The organism is Photobacterium damselae subsp. damselae (genome assembly GCF_038086725.1).
GTDB classification, from domain to species: domain Bacteria; phylum Pseudomonadota; class Gammaproteobacteria; order Enterobacterales; family Vibrionaceae; genus Photobacterium; species Photobacterium damselae.
Window position 1 is genome coordinate 1590889 of record NZ_CP146970.1, and the last position, 17111, is coordinate 1607999.

Genomic DNA, 17111 nt, shown 5'->3' on the forward strand with positions numbered 1-17111 from the left:
TTGTGATTCGAATTGAACTTCCTGTACTTATCGAAAAATTAAATTCTCAAACTAAATTAGCATTAGAACAGGCTGCGGCTCTTTGTATTAGCCGAGGTAATAGTGAAGTTACTTTTGAGCATTTGCTTTTTACATTATTAGATAACCCGTTATCTGATGTTCGTGAATTGATAAAACTATCAGGACTCGAACATGATGCAATAAAACTAATTTGTGGTGATTCATTACCAAAAGAGAGTGGTAATGACACCTATCCTGCTTTTTCTCCACTATTAGTTGAGTTATTACAAGATGCTTGGTTATTAGCATCGACAGAATTAGACAGTCATGAATTACGCTCTGGCATCATATTCCTTGCCGCGCTACTTCGTCCAGACCGTTATTTAGCATTTAGCTTAATTAAACAATTTGAAAATATTAATCGAGAGACGGTTCGTAAACAGTTTTCTCAGCTATTAGTTAATTCTTCAGAAACCCCAGTTATAACAAGCCGTGAGAAAGAGATTAATAAGTCGTTAATAGGCGGGGAGAGTGGTTTACAGCGCTTTTGTGCCGATTTCACGCAACAAGCACGTAGTGGCAAATTAGATCCTGTTTTATGTCGAGATGACGAAATTAATTTGATGATCGATATTTTATGTCGACGCCGTAAAAATAATCCCATTGTCGTCGGTGATGCCGGTGTGGGCAAAAGTGCTGTTGTTGAAGGATTAGCACTGCGTATTGTAGAAGGTAAAGTACCTCAAGCCTTGAAAGATGTTCAGCTATGGTCTCTTGATTTAGGCCTTATGCAGGCGGGAGCTTCTGTTAAAGGTGAGTTTGAAAAACGTTTAAAATCCATTCTAGATGAAGTGAAAAACTCTCCAACACCGATCATCTTATTTATTGATGAAGCCCATACATTAATTGGAGCAGGCAATCAAGAAGGTGGTGGTGATGCGGCAAACTTACTAAAACCGGCACTAGCACGAGGTGAAGTATGTACCGTTGCCGCGACGACATGGAAAGAATATAAAAAGTATTTTGAAAAAGATCCTGCATTAACACGTCGTTTTCAACTGGTAAAACTGGACGAACCAACCGCAGCTCAAGCAACAGATATTCTGCGTGGTTTGCATTGTGTGTATGAAGCCGCACACCAAGTTTTGATCAGTGATGATGCTCTAAAAGCGGCGGCAGAGCTTTCGGCTCGTTATGTGTCAGGTCGTCAATTACCCGATAAAGCGATTGATGTTTTAGATACCGCTTGTGCTCGTATTGCCATTAATTTAAGTGCGCCTCCACGTCGAATTTCTGAAATTGATAGCCAATGTCATCAGCGTCAGCTTGAAATTGAGATGTTATCTCGTCAACAAAAACTGGGCAAAACCATAGATCAAGAGCATTTTGATCAATTACTGGCAGAAGAAGAGAGAGATAGAGCAGAGCAAGATCGTTTGCATCTAGCATGGCAAGAGCAAAAAGAGATCGTGAGTGAGATTATTACGACTCGTCAAACGCTCCTTGAGCAAGTAGCAAAGGATGAAGGTAGCAATGAAATGGATACATTGCGAAATCAGTTACAGTTATGTTATCAGAAACTCGAGCTGATCCCTCACGATCAACGACTGATCCATCCAGAGGTTGACGCCACCCAGATCGCTGAAGTTATCGCTGACTGGACTGGTGTTCCGGTTGATCAAATGAATACTGATGAACTTACTAAGATCACGCATTTGCCTGAAATTTTATCTCAAGCGATCAAAGGACAAGATGTCGCGATTGAGTGTATTCATCGACATCTTCTAACTGCTCGCGCGGATTTACGTCGTCCAGGTCGCCCAAAAGGAGCCTTCCTGCTTGTTGGTCCAAGCGGTGTCGGTAAAACGGAAACTGTTGTACAGCTTGCTGAACAGTTGTATGGCGGACAGCAGTTCTTGACCACGATTAATATGTCGGAGTATCAAGAAAAACATACAGTTTCTCGCCTTATTGGTTCACCTCCAGGCTATGTTGGGTTTGGCGAAGGTGGGGTTTTAACTGAAGCCATTCGTAAGATGCCATATTCAATTGTTCTACTCGATGAAGTAGAAAAAGCACATCCTGAAGTATTGAATCTTTTCTATCAGGCTTTTGATAAAGGAGAGTTGGCTGATGGTGAAGGGCGTGTAATTGACTGTCAAAATATCGTGTTTTTCTTAACGTCAAATTTAGGTTATCAGACCATTGTTGATTATGCAGAACAGCCCGATCAAATTGAAGATAAGTTATATCCAGAATTAGCAGCCTTCTTTAAACCGGCTCTTTTAGCTCGTATGGAAGTTGTGCCTTATTTGCCTCTTAACCATGATGTCTTAGAGAAGATTGTTCGAGGAAAATTATCTCGGTTAGAAAAACTCTTAGCATCTCGCTATAAAGCTGAAGTGGTCATCGAGCCTTGTTTAATTGAAGAAATTCTTAGCCGAGCAACTCGCTCTGAAAATGGTGCTCGTATGCTTGAAGCCATTATTGAAGGCCAAATGTTGCCTCCAGTTTCCTTGGCTCTATTAAATAAATTGGCTCATCGAGAAGCGGTAACTCGAATTTGTTTGACGGTTGTTGATGGTGATTTTGTTGGGGAAGTTGAGTAGTTGCAATGAAGCAGTGGCTAACTTATACCGCGGAGATGATTGAGTGTAGAAAGTGTTCGGAATTGATCACTTTCTTCCAAAACGTATCAGTCGATCAACTGGCTGTCGCTCAATGTTTGGTTTTTTATCCGAGCGATGATGGCCGTTTCCTTATTTCTGATAATGGCTCTGAACAATGGGAGGTGGATGACTTTGATCATCCATTTTCACACGCATTACATCATGCTAAACCAATATTACTTGATCCACAAAAACGGCCTTTTTGGATGCAGCACTCGGGCTTTAGTCATTTTTCAAAACAGATTTCTGATGCTGAATCTTTATTAATTGTGCCACTACCTTTTCAATCTCAGAAGATAAAAGCCGTGGTTGGTTTGATTGGTGAAAAGCAAATAATAAGTGGGATTATTAATGATGAACACTGGTTGAAATTCAGCCATGTATTTATTTCACAATGGATCTTATTACATGAGCTTGCGAATAAGCAGCGCCAAGAAGTAAAACTTAATGAGTCCATATCTCAATTAAAGAACCATAGGACAAATAAAGGTTGGGTGGATTTATCTCGCCATTTAATTGGCTCTAGTTCGGTAATGGAATCTCTACGAGAACAGATAGCAATTGCTGCACAGTCTTCCTTAACCGTTTTAGTGCAAGGAGAAACTGGATCTGGTAAGGAATTAGTAGCGAAAGCCATTCATACCTTATCTGATCGCAAGGACAAGCCTTTTGTCGCCGTAAATTGTGCTGCAATACCTGAAAATTTGTTGGAAAGTGAATTATTTGGTTATGAGAAAGGAGCATTTACGGGGGCTATTAGTGCTCGAAAAGGCCTGATAGCGCAGGCCGATGGTGGCACTCTGTTTCTTGATGAAATGGGGGAGATGCCTCTTGCACTACAAGCAAAATTATTACGGGTTTTGGAAACACTTGAATATCGGCCTCTTGGCTCAAATAAGGAGCAGAGATCACAATTTCGCTTGGTAGCGGCAACCCATGTCAACTTAAGGAAAAATGTCAATCAAGGCTCATTTCGTCAAGACTTGTATTACCGACTCTATCAATATCCGTTAGAAGTTCCCAGTTTATCCAATCGATTGAATGACATTGATGAATTAACAGAAGTGTTTATTGAGCAATATAACCAGCGTGAAAAGAGACATATTCTGGGCTTTGATACTCAAACATTGGCACTGCTTAAAACATTTGAATATCCAGGTAATGTGCGTCAACTGCGTTCTTTAGTTGAGTATGCATGTGTTCATACCGATTCAAATCAATTTATTAATGAGCAGGCATTGCCGAAAACGGATATGAGCTCAGAAAAGTTGGTGAGTAGTCTGCCGTTTGAAGAGATTGACGATCTTAAATTGGCCCTTGAGGAGTATGAGCGAAAGATCATTTGTGATCGCTTGACTTTTTTTGCGGGAGATAGGGCAAAAGCTGCTGAAAGCCTAGGTTTACCAAAACGGACTTTAGCTCATAAGTGTCAGAAATTGGAGATCTGAGCGAAATGATAAAACAAGTATTGATAGTGGGATTATTAAGTCATGTCAGCATTTCGGCGGTTGCATCGGTCAATTCTGATGAAGTTATGGTTCAAGCTCAGCATTGCCGTTCTATTGAGGCTAACTTACCGAGATTAGAGTGTTTTGATCGGGTTTTCTCTACGCCAATTAAAACGGTGCCATTAACCAAAAACAGTGCCGTAATGCCTCAATCTTGGCAATGGGCTATAGACAGTGAAAAAAATCGAACAACAGCTGTGGGTTTTTATGCCAACAAAGGTGACAGTGTCACAGAGGGTGAGCGTTATTGGCTAACCGCTCCTGCGATAAATAAACATTTTGCCAAAGGAAAAGCACCTGTTTTGATGCTGAGTTGTATTGAAAACATAAGCCGTGTGGAGTTGGTTTTTCCTGAACCGATTCAAGAGAGTCGAGTATCGGTATCCATCCCTGGAATTCCTGTTGTTACTCAAAATTGGATCAGTGATGACACCGGTTATTTGTTGCGTTCGGGTCGAGGTATTCCTGCGATTGAAGCAATGAAATCTATGCTAACAGCTCCTCAACTTATTTTGCGTTCAAATGCGAAGGATGTTGATGGCCTAGCATTTGATACAACAGATTTACGCAGCGTTATTGAACCAATGCGCAAAGCGTGTCGTTGGTAAGGATAATTTATGAGTTCAATGACAACTTACCGAGAACAATTAGTTAATCCGATTGAAGGGGATGATGCGGTTGGTCTTAGGATCATTGATGATCCTTTGTTGGATTTTATCGATAGTCAAATGATGAAGGTTGGATCGCTTTCCCATGCTGATGTCCAATGGAATGAGGTAGAGTCATGTGTTGTTAATTTATTGAGTAATAAGACCAAAGACATAAAGCTTTTGACGGTTTTATTACAATGTTTACAGCATCAACCAACGCCAGAACGCTTTACCTTATCCATTGCTGTGTTAGTGGATTTTATGTCGGCATATTGGGAGACCTGTCATCCCGTTGCAGGAAAACGTGGCGTATTACCTAGGAAAAAATTCTTTAATCAAATCTGTGTACGCACTTCAAGCGCTACAGAAAAGCTAGATGGTACGTTATTTGATGCTGAATTAAAAACAACACTAGAAGCTTTAGTGGATGAGTTAGAGCATCAAGCGTCGCACTATCAACTTCCATTGGATCTTGTTGATGACATCGCAGCTAAAGTGCGTCGTCAGCTAAGTCAAACGCCAAACCATGCTGCGCATCAAACTGCATCTCAGCAGCAAATGACGACTTCCGATAATCATCACAATAGCGGTAACTCTCCATCGCCCTCGGTATCGGCAGCACCAGCTCCAAAATTAGATATCGATGGCAGTAATGATCGGGCGATTCGCACGTCATTGTTAAAAGTATCGGATTTTCTATCAGATATAGGTGGCGATGGGATCGGGCTAAGTATTCGTCTTAGACGTTTTGCGGTTTGGTTTTCGATTAATAGTTTGCCTGATGCTAATCAACATGGCGAAACCCAACTGATGCCTGTCTCATCTGATCGGGTGAGTGAATATGAAGATCAACTAGCACGAGGGGGGGATTTAGCTCTTTGGCGCAAAGTTGAGCAAAGCTTAACCGTATCACCGTATTGGTTAGATGGTCATTATTTGAGTTATCGCATTGCTAAGCAATTAGGTGAAAACGAGTGGGCAAATACCATTTATGAAGAGCTAAATCGTTTTCTTACCCGATTGCCTCAATTAGCAACCCTGTCATTTAAGGGGAAAATTCCTTTTATTAGTGAGCCAGCACTACAGTGGATAAAAGACAGTAATACCTTACCAAATAATCATAAGGTCGCTTCAGTTGGAAGTTGGCATGGAAAACGTTCAGAGGCACTAGAGTTGGTACAAGAAGGCGGATTATCTGTTGCCTTGGCCATGCTTAACGACGGTCTCTCTCAATCGAGTGAGCCAAGAGATGCTTTTTATTGGCGTTTGCTTTCTGCCGATATCATGAAAAGTCAGCATTTAGAGGCTATGGCGACAGAACAGTATCAGACCTTATATCACCAAGCAAAGGATATGTCGGTAACCGATTGGGAACCGTCTTTGTTAGAACAACTTGAGCAACATATTGCCCCTTAGATTTACCACAGGAATGAAAGGATATGTGGAATTACATACGAGCTATTTTTAATCGAATTGCGCCGACATTTAAAGCATCGGTTCCCGTTCTGCTTATTGCGACATTTATTCTTTTAAATGTGGCTATCTGGTGGGCGGGGCCTTGGCTTGAAATCGATGGTAAAACCCCATTGGCTTCAACGATGGCAAGAGCCGTTACCAGTATTATTTTTTCTCTCTGCTGCTTTACTGTATGGGGAATATTTCAATGGCGTCGTTTACAACAAATTAATGATGCAAAGGCTCGTGAAGAAATATTGCGTGAAGATCCAATTAAACGTCTTGAAGAGCGTCAAGAGCTTGAATTAAATCAAGTTATGATGGAAATGAAAGACAGCTTAAATCAACGTAATTATTTATATGCTTTACCTTGGTACTTAGTACTGGGGTTAGAAAATGCCGGAAAAACCAGTTTAATCAATCGTTCTGGACAAAACTTTGTCTTTTCTTCTGTTATGCGAGCATCAGGCAGGAAAAGTGAAAACCCATTTTCTTTTGATTGGTGGATTGGTGATGATTCTGTATTAATTGATCCTGATGGTGAGTTGTTAACCCAGCGTCAAAATGAGGCCGGCACAGATGGTGAAATGGAGCGCCGTTTATGGCTCCACTTTGTTCAATGGTTGGAGAAAACTCGTAGTCGTCGTCCTCTTAATGGTGTTATTTTAACGCTAGATCTTTCTCATTTGGCAACAGTAACAGTCGCTGAACGTCAAGCTTATGCCAATTTACTTCGAGCTCGTTTGCGTGAATTGATGGAAACGTTATCGACTCGAATGCCAGTATATATTGCATTAACTAAGCTCGATCTATTGTATGGATTTGAACCTTTCTTTCGTCAATACACCCGTGCTCAGCGCGAAGAGGTAATGGGATTTACGTTTTCATTGAATTCTGTAACGGATCTTGATTCATGGTTAGCTGAGTTTGATCGTGATTATAGCCAATTTATCGAACGGATAAACGACTCATTACCGCAGGCATTACGTCATGCTGTTGATTCAGAAGAGCGCTCTGCAATCTATAGTTTTACTCGTCAAATAGCGGGTATGCATGATGTGCTAAAAGCGTTTTTCACTGATGCATTATCAAGCGATCAATTTTCGACTTCAGCATTAGTTCGTGGTGCTTATTTTATGTCGGTATACCAACAAGGTGTGCCTGAGAACGCTTTTGTTAATGCAGCATCCCAACGTTACGGTCTGGCTGATTCGGTTCAAAGTGCGCAACATGCTCAAAATTCGACAACCTATTTTGTTAAACGTCTTTTTAATGAAATTATTTATCCAGAAGCTGGTATCGCGTCTGATAATTTCCGCGTAGCTAAACAGAAGAAGAAAATATTAATGCTGTCTGTTGTTGCATGCAGTATCGCTTCTGTTTTGCTCATTGGTAGTTGGCACCGTTATTACATGAAAAATGTTGAGCAAGAAAATGCGGTTCTTGCTCAAGTTAATCAATATAAATCAGAATACTCCGACAACAAGATTATGCGATCTGAGCAGGAGATTTTAGAGCCGTTAAATACGATTCGTGAAGCGACATTAGAGTTTGGATTTTTCCGTGATAAACCCAAATATGTCTCTGATATGGGGTTATATCAAGGACATGTAATTGGCCCAAAAGTTGAAGAAACTTATCTAAGCTTACTTGAATTTCGTTATTTACCATCATTGATGAAGCAATTAGCTGTCGATTTATCGCAAGCAAATTCTGAAGAAGAAGAGTTAGAAACATTACGTGTATTTCGTATGTTGACAGATAAAGGGGGACGACAAGATAAAGTCGTTACCAATTATTTTGCTCAGGTTTGGCAACAAGCGTTTCCAAATAATGTGAAAACGCAAGAGCAACTGATGGAGCATTTAAATTACGCATTGATGCACACGGATTTACAAGGTCTGCGCCGAGATGGTAATCAAGACGCCATTCGAGTTATGCGTCCGTACGATCATTTGATTCAACAAACACAAGAAGCATTAGGCTCGGTGTCAATCGCAGAACGTGTTTATCGTAACCTCAAGCAGAGCGCAAATGCAGCATTAGGTGCACCACTTGATCTTAAAACAGCAGTTGGACCTGTGTTTGATTTGGTATTTGAACAACGAGTATCTAATGGCCAAGCTTTAGATATCCCACAATTGCTTACTCAAAAAGGCTTTAATAGCTATTTCTTGCCTCAATCTGAGTCGGTATCTGAGCTTGCTTTGGTGGATAGTTGGGTCTTAGGGCAGACTACGGTTGCTCAATTTAGCCTTGAAGACAAACAAGTACTGCGTCAGAAAATTCGTGATCTTTATGTAGCTGATTATACCAATACTTGGCGTTCTGCAATTAATGATGTTGATGTGAAATACTTTGCTGATATTAATGAAGCGGTCAGTGTATTTAGTCAATTTATGGGTCCTCAACAACCGATGAATCGTCTACTTAATACGGTAGAAAAGAATACTCAGCTATTTCCGAATCTACCGCAAGATGATAAAGCACGTTTAGCATTAATGGAGTCGAGCCAATATAAAGTCGCCGCGATGATTGCATTACCTTTTGCTGATATTGATGGTTTATTAGCGCAAAAAGATCAGCAACTCGCTTATATTTCTGAAGTAATGTCAGCGATGCAACAGGTATACAGTTATTTGAAAGCTATCCAAGATGCACCTGATATGGGTAAAGCTGCACTTGAAGCAACGAAGGAACGAGTGGAGCTGAAAAACTCCGATCCTATCTATACTTTACAAAGAATGGCTTCAAGTTTACCTAAGCCATTAGACTCTATGATGGAAAAATTGGCTGATGAGAGTTGGTACGCGGTGAAACAAGAAGCGATTAAGTATCTTGAAGTTCGCTGGCAACATGATGTGTACCAAGAATATCAGGCAAAACTGGCGACTCGTTATCCATTTAATCCTCGTGCAAGCAAAGATGTTTCACTTAAAGACTTTGAAAGTTTCTTTGCTCCAGATGGTACTTTGAGTCGGTTCTACAATGATCAGCTTAAGATGTTTATTGATGAAAATATCTCAATGAGTATTAACGGTCAGCAAAATGCGTTGTTGCGTAGTGATGTACTAAAACAGTTTACGAATGCGAAAAAAATTCAAGAAGCATTCTTTAACCGTAAAGGGATTTTAGATGTTGAGTTTTCTCTTGAACCTATTGAATTAAGTTCAAATCAACGCCGTAGTGTGATTAATGTTGATGGTCAGTATGTTGAATACAGCCATGGGCCACATCGTTCTATTGAATTAGTTTGGCCAAATACCTTAAGAGAAGGGGCTATATCCAAGCTGTCATTGGTTCCATCTAAAGTTAATGAGTCACCGCGAGGTATTACGATCCAGGGACCTTGGGCATTTTTCCGTTTGCTAGATAGAGGAGCTGTTGTCAGCTCAAGTTCAACATCTGTTGACTATCAGTTCTCTATTAATGGTGGTGAGGTGACGTATCGCTTAACTTCCGAAGCTGATGCAAATCCATTTACTTCAGCACTATTTAGAAACTTTAAGTTAACTCGAACTTTATACTAAGAACTATGGGGGGCCTTGAGTTCCCCCTTTATTAATGGATATGTGATTGTGACTCAGTTGTACTTTTCAGAGCTTCAACAATATAAATTAGTTGCTCACGAAGATGAGTTAAGAGATTCAGACTGCTATCAGAAAATTCGTGATGCAATCAATAAACGCAACAGTCCATTGTCAGGTAGCGTGGATTGGCAATTGGTTCAACAACTGTGTGATGAGTTAGGGCGCACAGATGGTTTCGATTTTATTGCTACCATTTATTTCACTATTGCTGCGATTAAAAACGAAGGACTGGCAGGATTAGCCAATGGGTTAGAGTTGCAAGTTGTGGCCGTTGATACCTTTATTCGTAATAGCAGTTGTCCTGCTCAAAAACGGGCAGAACTTTACCAATGGATGTTAGGACGTATTGGTAATGAACTTCGTGCTTTAAAACCCTCACAGTCTCAGCTAAGAGATTTATATCGATGTGAGCGAGCCTGTCAGCGACTAAATGAGATCTTTATAGAGGTACAACCTGAACATATTCCTGATCTCGAAGCGATTGGCTATGTGGTATTTGAACATATCGACCGACTTGAAAATGGTTTGTCACTTAAAGATCATGGAAGGTATGAGGACGTCACCAACCAAAAAACAAAATACCAAATCACAGGTAATGACAATCAAGTAAGCAAAACTTCGTCATCTGTTGTCGTGAAACCTAATTATGCTCAACATGCAGCGCAGAGCCCAAACAAAGAAAGTACGACGCATACATCGTCACGATCTTATGTGAGTTTTGCTTTGGGATTAATCTTAGGTGTTGGAGGAATAGTTACTGGAGTTCAGTTATTTCCTCAATGGTTCCAATTATTAAGTACGACGCAGAGTCAGACTGTATCTGCAAATCGTTCTCCGCTAGTACAATCAGTGACAACGTCACAAAATAGTGGTCGTATTCTTACTCTTGAGCAGGGCAAAGCACTTCAAACACACTTTACAGCCCAGCAATTTGCAGAAGATAAATCGATAATTGTGCCAATGTATTTAGAGCAAGCTAATGTGCTTATCACTCAACCTGCTGGTGGGAATTTAGCTGAGGCGTTTTCTTTGATTGATACTATTCAGCGTTTGTATCCAAATGACGAATCGGTAGAACAAGCTCAAAATAGGTATCATCAAATAGAGACTCAATATGATGAGTTGTTTGCAACACAGTATCGACGTTTTAATACCGCTCGTTCACGCATTGCTAATTTACAACAGGCGATAAAAGCCAATAACCGAGCTAATACATTGAGGTTATCACAGGGAATCAATGAGTATGCTATTGGTCTATCGCCCGTTTATGGCCGTATCAGTTATATCACAGAGCAGTTAAAACAAGGCGACAAAGATCAAGCTCAAATTGAGTGGCAGAACCTTAATCAAGAGTTGCAAGCTATTAGTTTTAAAGTGGAACAGCTGCACCAAAATTTGTTGAGTATCTCACAGTAAATTAATTTTTTTGACGACAAAAATGGATTTCAGAAAAGGAGAGTATTATGCCTAAAGCTGCAAAATTAGGAGATATTGGCACCGATCATGATGGATTCCCTCCAACGCCCATTATTGCGGGATCTTCATCTGTTATGATTGATGGTAAACCAGCGGCAAGGCAAGGTGATGCGTTAGCGCCACATGCCAAGCCAAAGCATCCACCTCATCCTCGTGCAATTAGCCAAGGCTCAGGATCTGTTTTTATTGATGGTAAACCTGCGGCTCGTTCGGGTGATGCGATCGATTGTGGTGGCAAAGTACAAGCAAGTGGAACAGTAAATATAGGCTAACAAATTGCTATAAATGAAAGGGAAGGCGTCTCTCGATATGGAGACGCCTTTTGTATTTTATTGATATTCTTTATGAACTAAACGAAATTTAACCAAAGCATCTGATTCTGTTTCTGCGTGAATCTGATAAGGGGATGCAACATATCCTCGATTAAGGAGCTGTTCTTTTAATTGAGCAAAATCTTCATTTGCAGGATCTAAGTAAGTTATCTCTTTTCTAAGCGTATCTGGCTTATAGAAAAATTGAAATTGAGCCATCACACTTTCTCCTTATGCCAATTGATTTCATATCCTCACCATAAAATATTCTGTCTTGGTATTATGTGAAGTGAGGCTAAGTTTTCTCAAATGGTGAATTAAACATCGAAAAGGGGTACGTTCATCTCTTAATTTGTCCTACATATTGAGCTTGCCTCAACAGATAGGTAGTCTTATGCCGTTGAGGAGGACAATGTGAAAAAGTTATATTTATTACGCCATGGGCAAACACAATTTAATGCAGAGAAACGTCTACAAGGTCATTGTAATTCAGCATTAACAGAGAAGGGTCAGCAGCAAGCAACTGCGGTTGGATGTTCGTTAGCAAAGGAAATTGAAGATACATCTGGCTGGGTGATTTACAGCAGTCCTCTTGGGCGAGCGATGGAAACGGCGACTATTGTTGCTAAACAGCTTGGAATGGATCCTAACGATATTCATCAAGATGCTCGTCTGATGGAGTACAACCTAGGGGATTGGGAACAGCAAGAAATTCCGCAACTTGTTCAACAAAATCCTACTTTACTGGATAAGCCTGATTGGTATTTAACTGCACCCAATGCCGAAACGTTTGATCAAGTGTGTACACGATTAGCTGCATTTCTTAATGATTCAATTGTACCTGATAATATTATTGTGGTTTCTCACGGTTTAACAGGCGCTACACTTCGTGGTTTATATACTCAAATGAGCTATCCGCAAGTTTGGCAACAAGACCTTCCTCAAGATGCTTATTTCCTATTAAGTCATCAGCAAATAACGCGAATTCAAGCGTAAGTCATTGATATATATTCCAAGGACGGAATGCCTTTCAAATCTTTATTCAATAGTTGATCTAGAGCACGATAATTATTGCTTTTAGTAAGAACATTCTAATTGCACTCCTTAATATTATGAATAACAAGTACGAGTTGTTATAAGAATAAGGAGGGCTTAACGATGGCCATTTTTACTAAAAGTACCCCAGATAAAAAAGATAAAGCGGGTGTTCGTGACACTATGGTGCACAACATTTGGCTGGCAGGTCTTGGCGCTTATGCTAAAAGCTCTGAAGAAGTGAATCAGCTATCGGATAAAGGTAAAACCCTATTTGATGAATTGATTGAGCGTGGCAAAGCTGTTGAGTCTCATACTAAAGAGCGTGTGCATACCGCAAAAAGTCAAACATCGGTTGTACTGGAAGAGCGTGTTCACAAAGTCGTGCAAAAATTGATTGGTTTAGATAACGATCGTTTAGATCAAGTGGATGACAAGATTGATCAACTTACTGCATCGATTGAAGCTTTAGTGGCTAAGAAAGAAAAAGAAGTTGCACCAAAACGTGCCGGACGAAAAGCAAAAGCTGAAGCCAGTGCGAAACCTGCAACTCGTGGACGCAAAGCTGGGATTGCTCGTCGTAAAACAGAAAAAACCGAAGTTATTGCAGCCAAACCCGTTCCTAAGGTTGAACCTGTGACAGAAAAAGCAGCAGAGCTTACTAAAAAAGTGGAAGTTGTCGCGACAAATACGGTTACTGAAGTGAAGAATGCAGTCACTCAAACTGAACAGAATAAACCCCAAGAGTCTGTGAAATCTTAAGCCATTTCATAGCGATTAATTCGTAAAGGGAGATACCATTATGATCGATAAAACTGTAATGAAAGCCGCAAAAAGTGTGGTTGAAAGTGGTGAAGGTGTTGCTCGCAATATTTGGCTTGCAGGTCTTGGTTTATATAGCCGCAGCCTAGAAGAGGCGCAGCAGCTTAATGAAAAAACAAATCAAGCATTTGACGAGTTAGTTGAACGCGGTAAAGAAGTTGAAACTCAAGCTAAAGTTTGCATCAGTAAAAACGCAGAGAAAGCGACAGATGAAATGGAAGCGGGCATGAATGATATCTTCTACCGTCTAAGTGGCGTAGACCGTGAAAAACTGACTCGAATGGATGAGAAAATTGACAAGCTAACACAAGCAGTCGAGAAGCTTACCGAAGCCTAAGTACTGTTGCGTTAATGTCCCCTAGTTTGTAGCAAGGGAGAATCATTAGCCAGAAGTGATGATCCCTATTTTGTAGCATGGATGAAAATCCATCTTTGGGATACGTGTAATGGTACAACACGTATCCCTTTTTTGTTTGTTATATAGATAAAGTTAACTGGATACTGATTTAATATTGGCAGGTTAAACGCAAGCTGGTTCATTTATTGCAGTGAAGTTCAGTGAGAGGTGTTTATTATGGATAATTGGCGTACAAGAGCCTTCAATAAGCTATTATTCCGTATTATGCGACAACGAATGGCTCGTTGCGAAACCACACAAGAAATGCGGGAATTGATCGCCAGTATTGATTCTTATGGTGCATTATTCAGTTCACCAAAATCACTCACGATATCACCAACAAAATTTGCCGATGTGTCTTGCGATTGGGTCGATATGTCAACCAGCCGTGGCAACCGTATCTTACTGTATTTTCATGGTGGAGGATTCTGTTTTACCAGTCCCAAAACTCATACTTCTTTTCTAGGCAGAATTGCACGAGGTAGTCAGTCTCGAGGGTTAATGGTCAATTACAGTCTATCTCCTGAGTACCCATATCCCCAAGCGGTTAACGAAGCTTTTGCTGTTTATAACCAACTTCTTATCAACGGTTATCTCCCCGATCATATTTTTATTGCAGGTGATTCGGCTGGTGGCAATTTAGCACTCACAACCTTAGTTAAGATTCGTAATGCAGGTTTAGTTATGCCAGCAGGGGCGGCTCTGTTATCACCAGTTTCTGATATGGCAGTAACTGGGGAATCGGCTTTTACCAAGAGTAAAGATGATCCATTTTTTGATCTGAGTAGCTTATTGCTAATGCGAAATAATTATATTGGAACTCAAAACCCATGCAATCCTGAAGTATCTCCGTTTTATGCTGAGTTGCACGATCTTCCTCCTATTTATATTACGGTTGGGACAGAAGAAATTTTAATGGACGACTCCATTCGATTAGCAGAAAAAATCGAACAGGCAGGAGGGAAGGTGACATTAGATGTGGTAAAAGGCGTACCTCATGTTTACCCATTATTTAATCAATTATCAGAAGCGGAACAAGCCGTTCAGGTGATCAGTGCTTTTATTGAAGACTGTTATCAAAAAGCAAAACTTAGCAATCAATGTGGCGATGATAGCGACAATATAAAATCTTCCCGTGTTGATGCCCAGAATAAAAAAAAGCGCACCGGTTAAGTGGTGCGCCTTAGAATTTAGTATTGAGAACAGCAAATCATTAAGCTTTATGAGTTAGCTGTTTATATTTTTGTGTCTGATATGCTTTAGCTGATGCTGAAATATCACCACTATGGCCTGTCTCTAACCACTTCTTAATGCGTCCTGCATCACCAACTGGGGTTAGCTTACCTTGAGTATCAAGCATAACCATCAAGTATTTACGACCTTGAATGGTTGTTACCATTGCTAAACAGTGACCAGCCACTTTTAGATGACCCGTTTTTGTTAGGTTTACCGTCCACTTTTTGCCGCGAGCGAGAGCGTTAGTATTGGTGTAACCCAACTTATAATTTGGTTTACCAAAATAAGCGGTATGCACAGGTGTCGTACTGTATTTACGGATCTGTGGATACTTATAAGCCGCACGAACCAGTTTTGATACGTCTGACGCTGTAGATACGTTACGAGGATCAAGACCTGAGCTATCGACAAAACGAGTGTGTGTCATACCAAGAGCTTTAGCCTTAGCGTTCATCGCTTTAACGAATGCCTTTGAGCCACCAGGGTAGTGACCCGCTAATGCTGCCGCCGCTAAGTTCTCTGACGACATCAAAGCAATGTGAATAGTTTCACCTCGGCTCAGAGTTGAACCTAAACGTACACGAGTGTAGTTGTTATACATGCGCTCTTTATCCGCTTTATTAAACGTGATTTTCTCATTAAGAGGCAGTTTTGCATCTAGCGTTACCATTGCTGTCATTAACTTAGTAATTGAAGCAATAGGCATCACTAGATTGGAATTTTTTTTATAAAGCGTGCGACCAGCGCTTAAATCCATCACGTAAGTACTGACTGAGGCAGTGTGAAGATTATCTGCTTTTAACTTGCTGGTATTAATGCTTGCAGTGGCAGAGAAACTGAAACTGACAAGTGCAACTGCTAGGGCGATAGCTCTGCGCACAACGGCTCCTTGATACAAATAATTGAAGATAAAATATAGTATAAATTTAAGAGCGTGCATTGTTTCTTTTTCTTAGCAAAATAAGCAAGTCAAGTTTATGTAAAAAGCAAAATATTTAGCCTTAAAATTAATCACTTGAATGCATCGATAAATTAAACACCATTTAATTGTGGTTAATGTATGTGATTGTATACAGTATAAATAAAGATGCTTATTGTTGTGATGAACAAATTTTCTTTCAAATGCTTTACGATGACTTTGAGATAAAGTGATGAACATCCTTTTTGTTATTAAATTGTAAAAAATCTGCATTTTCCTGGGCAACTTTTTGCTCGCTGGGCAAGATCTTGCCCGCTGTTGAGCAAGATCTTGCCCAGAGGATGTAAGTAACAGAATTGTCATTAATAAATTTCCTTATAAATCAATAATGTAATAAATTGTATGATTTGGCATACATCATGCATTAGATATATGGGCAATAAAGCCTATATTTATATTTTTGTAACAAATTAAAAGGAAATTAAAAAATGCCAACTCCTTGTTATATTTCAATTCAAGGTAAAACTCAGGGGAATATTACATCTGGTGCGTTTACTGCAAACTCTGTTGGAAATATTTTTGTTGAAGGTCATGAAGACCAGATGTTAGTTCAAGAGTTTAAGCATATTGTTACGGTTCCAACCGATCCACAATCAGGTCAGCCATCAGGTCAGCGCGTCCATAAACCATTTAAGTTTACTGTTGCTCTAAATAAAGCCGTTCCATTGCTATATAACGCATTAGCATCGGGTGAAATGCTGCCAACCGTAGAACTCAAATGGTACCGCACCTCTATTCAGGGTAAGCAAGAGCACTTCTTTACGACAACTCTGACCGATGCAACCATCGTTGATATCAATAACCAAATGCCACACTGCCAAGATCCATCAAAAGCGGATTACACCCAGCTCATTGAAGTATCAATGGCTTATCGTAAGATTAATTGGGACCATAAGATTTCAGGTACATCAGGTTCTGATGATTGGCGTGCGCCATTAGAAGCATCATAAGTTGTAATTAACTCTGCGGAATGCGCCTCACTT

At 40.2% G+C, this 17111-nt stretch carries 14 protein-coding genes; 12 read left to right on the top strand and 2 right to left on the bottom strand.

All coding sequences use genetic code 11. The features are described 5' to 3' along the window. Positions 1-2 precede the first annotated feature (2 nt). The 7 genes from tssH to WAX86_RS07290 all read left to right on the top strand — a co-directional run bounded on the left by tssH (position 3) and on the right by WAX86_RS07290 (position 11620). Positions 3-2609: a type VI secretion system ATPase TssH gene (gene tssH, locus WAX86_RS07260; protein ID WP_341489350.1), complete on the top strand. Its 2607-nt coding sequence runs from the start codon at positions 3-5 to the stop codon at positions 2607-2609. A 182-nt stretch (positions 2610-2791) separates the two neighbouring features. After that, positions 2792-4117, top strand: a complete 1326-nt coding sequence (locus WAX86_RS07265) for a sigma-54 dependent transcriptional regulator (protein ID WP_341489351.1) — start codon at positions 2792-2794, stop codon at positions 4115-4117. A 5-nt stretch (positions 4118-4122) separates the two neighbouring features. Further along, positions 4123-4785 carry a type VI secretion system-associated protein VasI gene (gene vasI, locus WAX86_RS07270; protein WP_341489352.1) on the top strand — a complete coding sequence of 221 codons (663 nt, stop codon included), beginning with the start codon at positions 4123-4125 and terminating at the stop codon, positions 4783-4785. A gap of 9 nt (positions 4786-4794) precedes the next feature. Further along, positions 4795-6243, top strand: coding sequence for a type VI secretion system protein TssA (gene tssA / locus WAX86_RS07275; RefSeq protein ID WP_081313174.1), 1449 nt, complete (start codon positions 4795-4797; stop codon positions 6241-6243). Positions 6244-6266: 23 nt separating this feature from the next. Next, positions 6267-9812 carry a type VI secretion system membrane subunit TssM gene (tssM, locus tag WAX86_RS07280; protein WP_341489353.1) on the top strand — a complete coding sequence of 1182 codons (3546 nt, stop codon included), beginning with the start codon at positions 6267-6269 and terminating at the stop codon, positions 9810-9812. A gap of 48 nt (positions 9813-9860) precedes the next feature. Then, positions 9861-11288 (top strand): type VI secretion system ImpA family N-terminal domain-containing protein, encoded by a 1428-nt coding sequence (locus WAX86_RS07285; RefSeq protein ID WP_341489354.1) that lies wholly within the window; start codon positions 9861-9863, stop codon positions 11286-11288. Positions 11289-11335: 47 nt separating this feature from the next. After that, positions 11336-11620, top strand: a complete 285-nt coding sequence (locus WAX86_RS07290) for a type VI secretion system PAAR protein (protein WP_036763926.1) — start codon at positions 11336-11338, stop codon at positions 11618-11620. A 57-nt stretch (positions 11621-11677) separates the two neighbouring features. Here the strand turns inward: WAX86_RS07290 and WAX86_RS07295 are convergent, their stop codons facing one another. Beyond that, complete coding sequence (locus WAX86_RS07295; protein ID WP_050787760.1) at positions 11678-11878, bottom strand: hypothetical protein; 201 nt, start codon at positions 11876-11878, stop codon at positions 11678-11680. A 195-nt stretch (positions 11879-12073) separates the two neighbouring features. Between WAX86_RS07295 and WAX86_RS07300 the strand changes: the two genes are divergently transcribed. From WAX86_RS07300 to WAX86_RS07315, 4 genes are all read left to right on the top strand, one after another. Next, positions 12074-12655, top strand: a complete 582-nt coding sequence (locus tag WAX86_RS07300; protein WP_341489355.1) for a histidine phosphatase family protein — start codon at positions 12074-12076, stop codon at positions 12653-12655. Between the two features lie 162 nt (positions 12656-12817). Continuing rightward, positions 12818-13456, top strand: a complete 639-nt coding sequence (locus WAX86_RS07305; RefSeq protein WP_148109114.1) for a phasin family protein — start codon at positions 12818-12820, stop codon at positions 13454-13456. 40 nt (positions 13457-13496) lie between these two features. Next, positions 13497-13853 (top strand): phasin family protein, encoded by a 357-nt coding sequence (locus tag WAX86_RS07310; RefSeq protein WP_005299529.1) that lies wholly within the window; start codon positions 13497-13499, stop codon positions 13851-13853. Between the two features lie 237 nt (positions 13854-14090). Then, positions 14091-15086: an alpha/beta hydrolase gene (locus WAX86_RS07315; RefSeq protein WP_044175782.1), complete on the top strand. Its 996-nt coding sequence runs from the start codon at positions 14091-14093 to the stop codon at positions 15084-15086. Between the two features lie 40 nt (positions 15087-15126). Here the strand turns inward: WAX86_RS07315 and pbpG are convergent, their stop codons facing one another. Then, a complete protein-coding gene (pbpG, locus tag WAX86_RS07320; RefSeq protein WP_036765011.1) occupies positions 15127-16029 on the bottom strand; it encodes a D-alanyl-D-alanine endopeptidase in 903 nt (300 codons plus the stop codon). A gap of 527 nt (positions 16030-16556) precedes the next feature. Between pbpG and WAX86_RS07325 the strand changes: the two genes are divergently transcribed. Continuing rightward, on the top strand, positions 16557-17078 hold the full coding sequence (locus WAX86_RS07325) for an Hcp family type VI secretion system effector (RefSeq protein WP_005299521.1): 522 nt from the start codon (positions 16557-16559) through the stop codon (positions 17076-17078). The last annotated feature ends 33 nt before the right edge of the window (positions 17079-17111 follow it).

Excerpts from the sequence above, each read along its gene's own strand:
- vasI (WP_341489352.1), top strand. The coding sequence starts at position 4,123 with ATGATAAAACAAGTATTGATAGTGGGATTATTAAGTCATGTCAGCATT.
- tssA (WP_081313174.1), top strand. The coding sequence starts at position 4,795 with ATGAGTTCAATGACAACTTACCGAGAACAATTAGTTAATCCGATTGAA.
- tssM (WP_341489353.1), top strand. The coding sequence starts at position 6,267 with ATGTGGAATTACATACGAGCTATTTTTAATCGAATTGCGCCGACATTT.
- WAX86_RS07290 (WP_036763926.1), top strand. The coding sequence starts at position 11,336 with ATGCCTAAAGCTGCAAAATTAGGAGATATTGGCACCGATCATGATGGA.
- WAX86_RS07295 (WP_050787760.1), bottom strand. The coding sequence starts at position 11,878 with ATGGCTCAATTTCAATTTTTCTATAAGCCAGATACGCTTAGAAAAGAG.
- WAX86_RS07305 (WP_148109114.1), top strand. The coding sequence starts at position 12,818 with ATGGCCATTTTTACTAAAAGTACCCCAGATAAAAAAGATAAAGCGGGT.
- WAX86_RS07310 (WP_005299529.1), top strand. The coding sequence starts at position 13,497 with ATGATCGATAAAACTGTAATGAAAGCCGCAAAAAGTGTGGTTGAAAGT.
- WAX86_RS07315 (WP_044175782.1), top strand. The coding sequence starts at position 14,091 with ATGGATAATTGGCGTACAAGAGCCTTCAATAAGCTATTATTCCGTATT.
- WAX86_RS07325 (WP_005299521.1), top strand. The coding sequence starts at position 16,557 with ATGCCAACTCCTTGTTATATTTCAATTCAAGGTAAAACTCAGGGGAAT.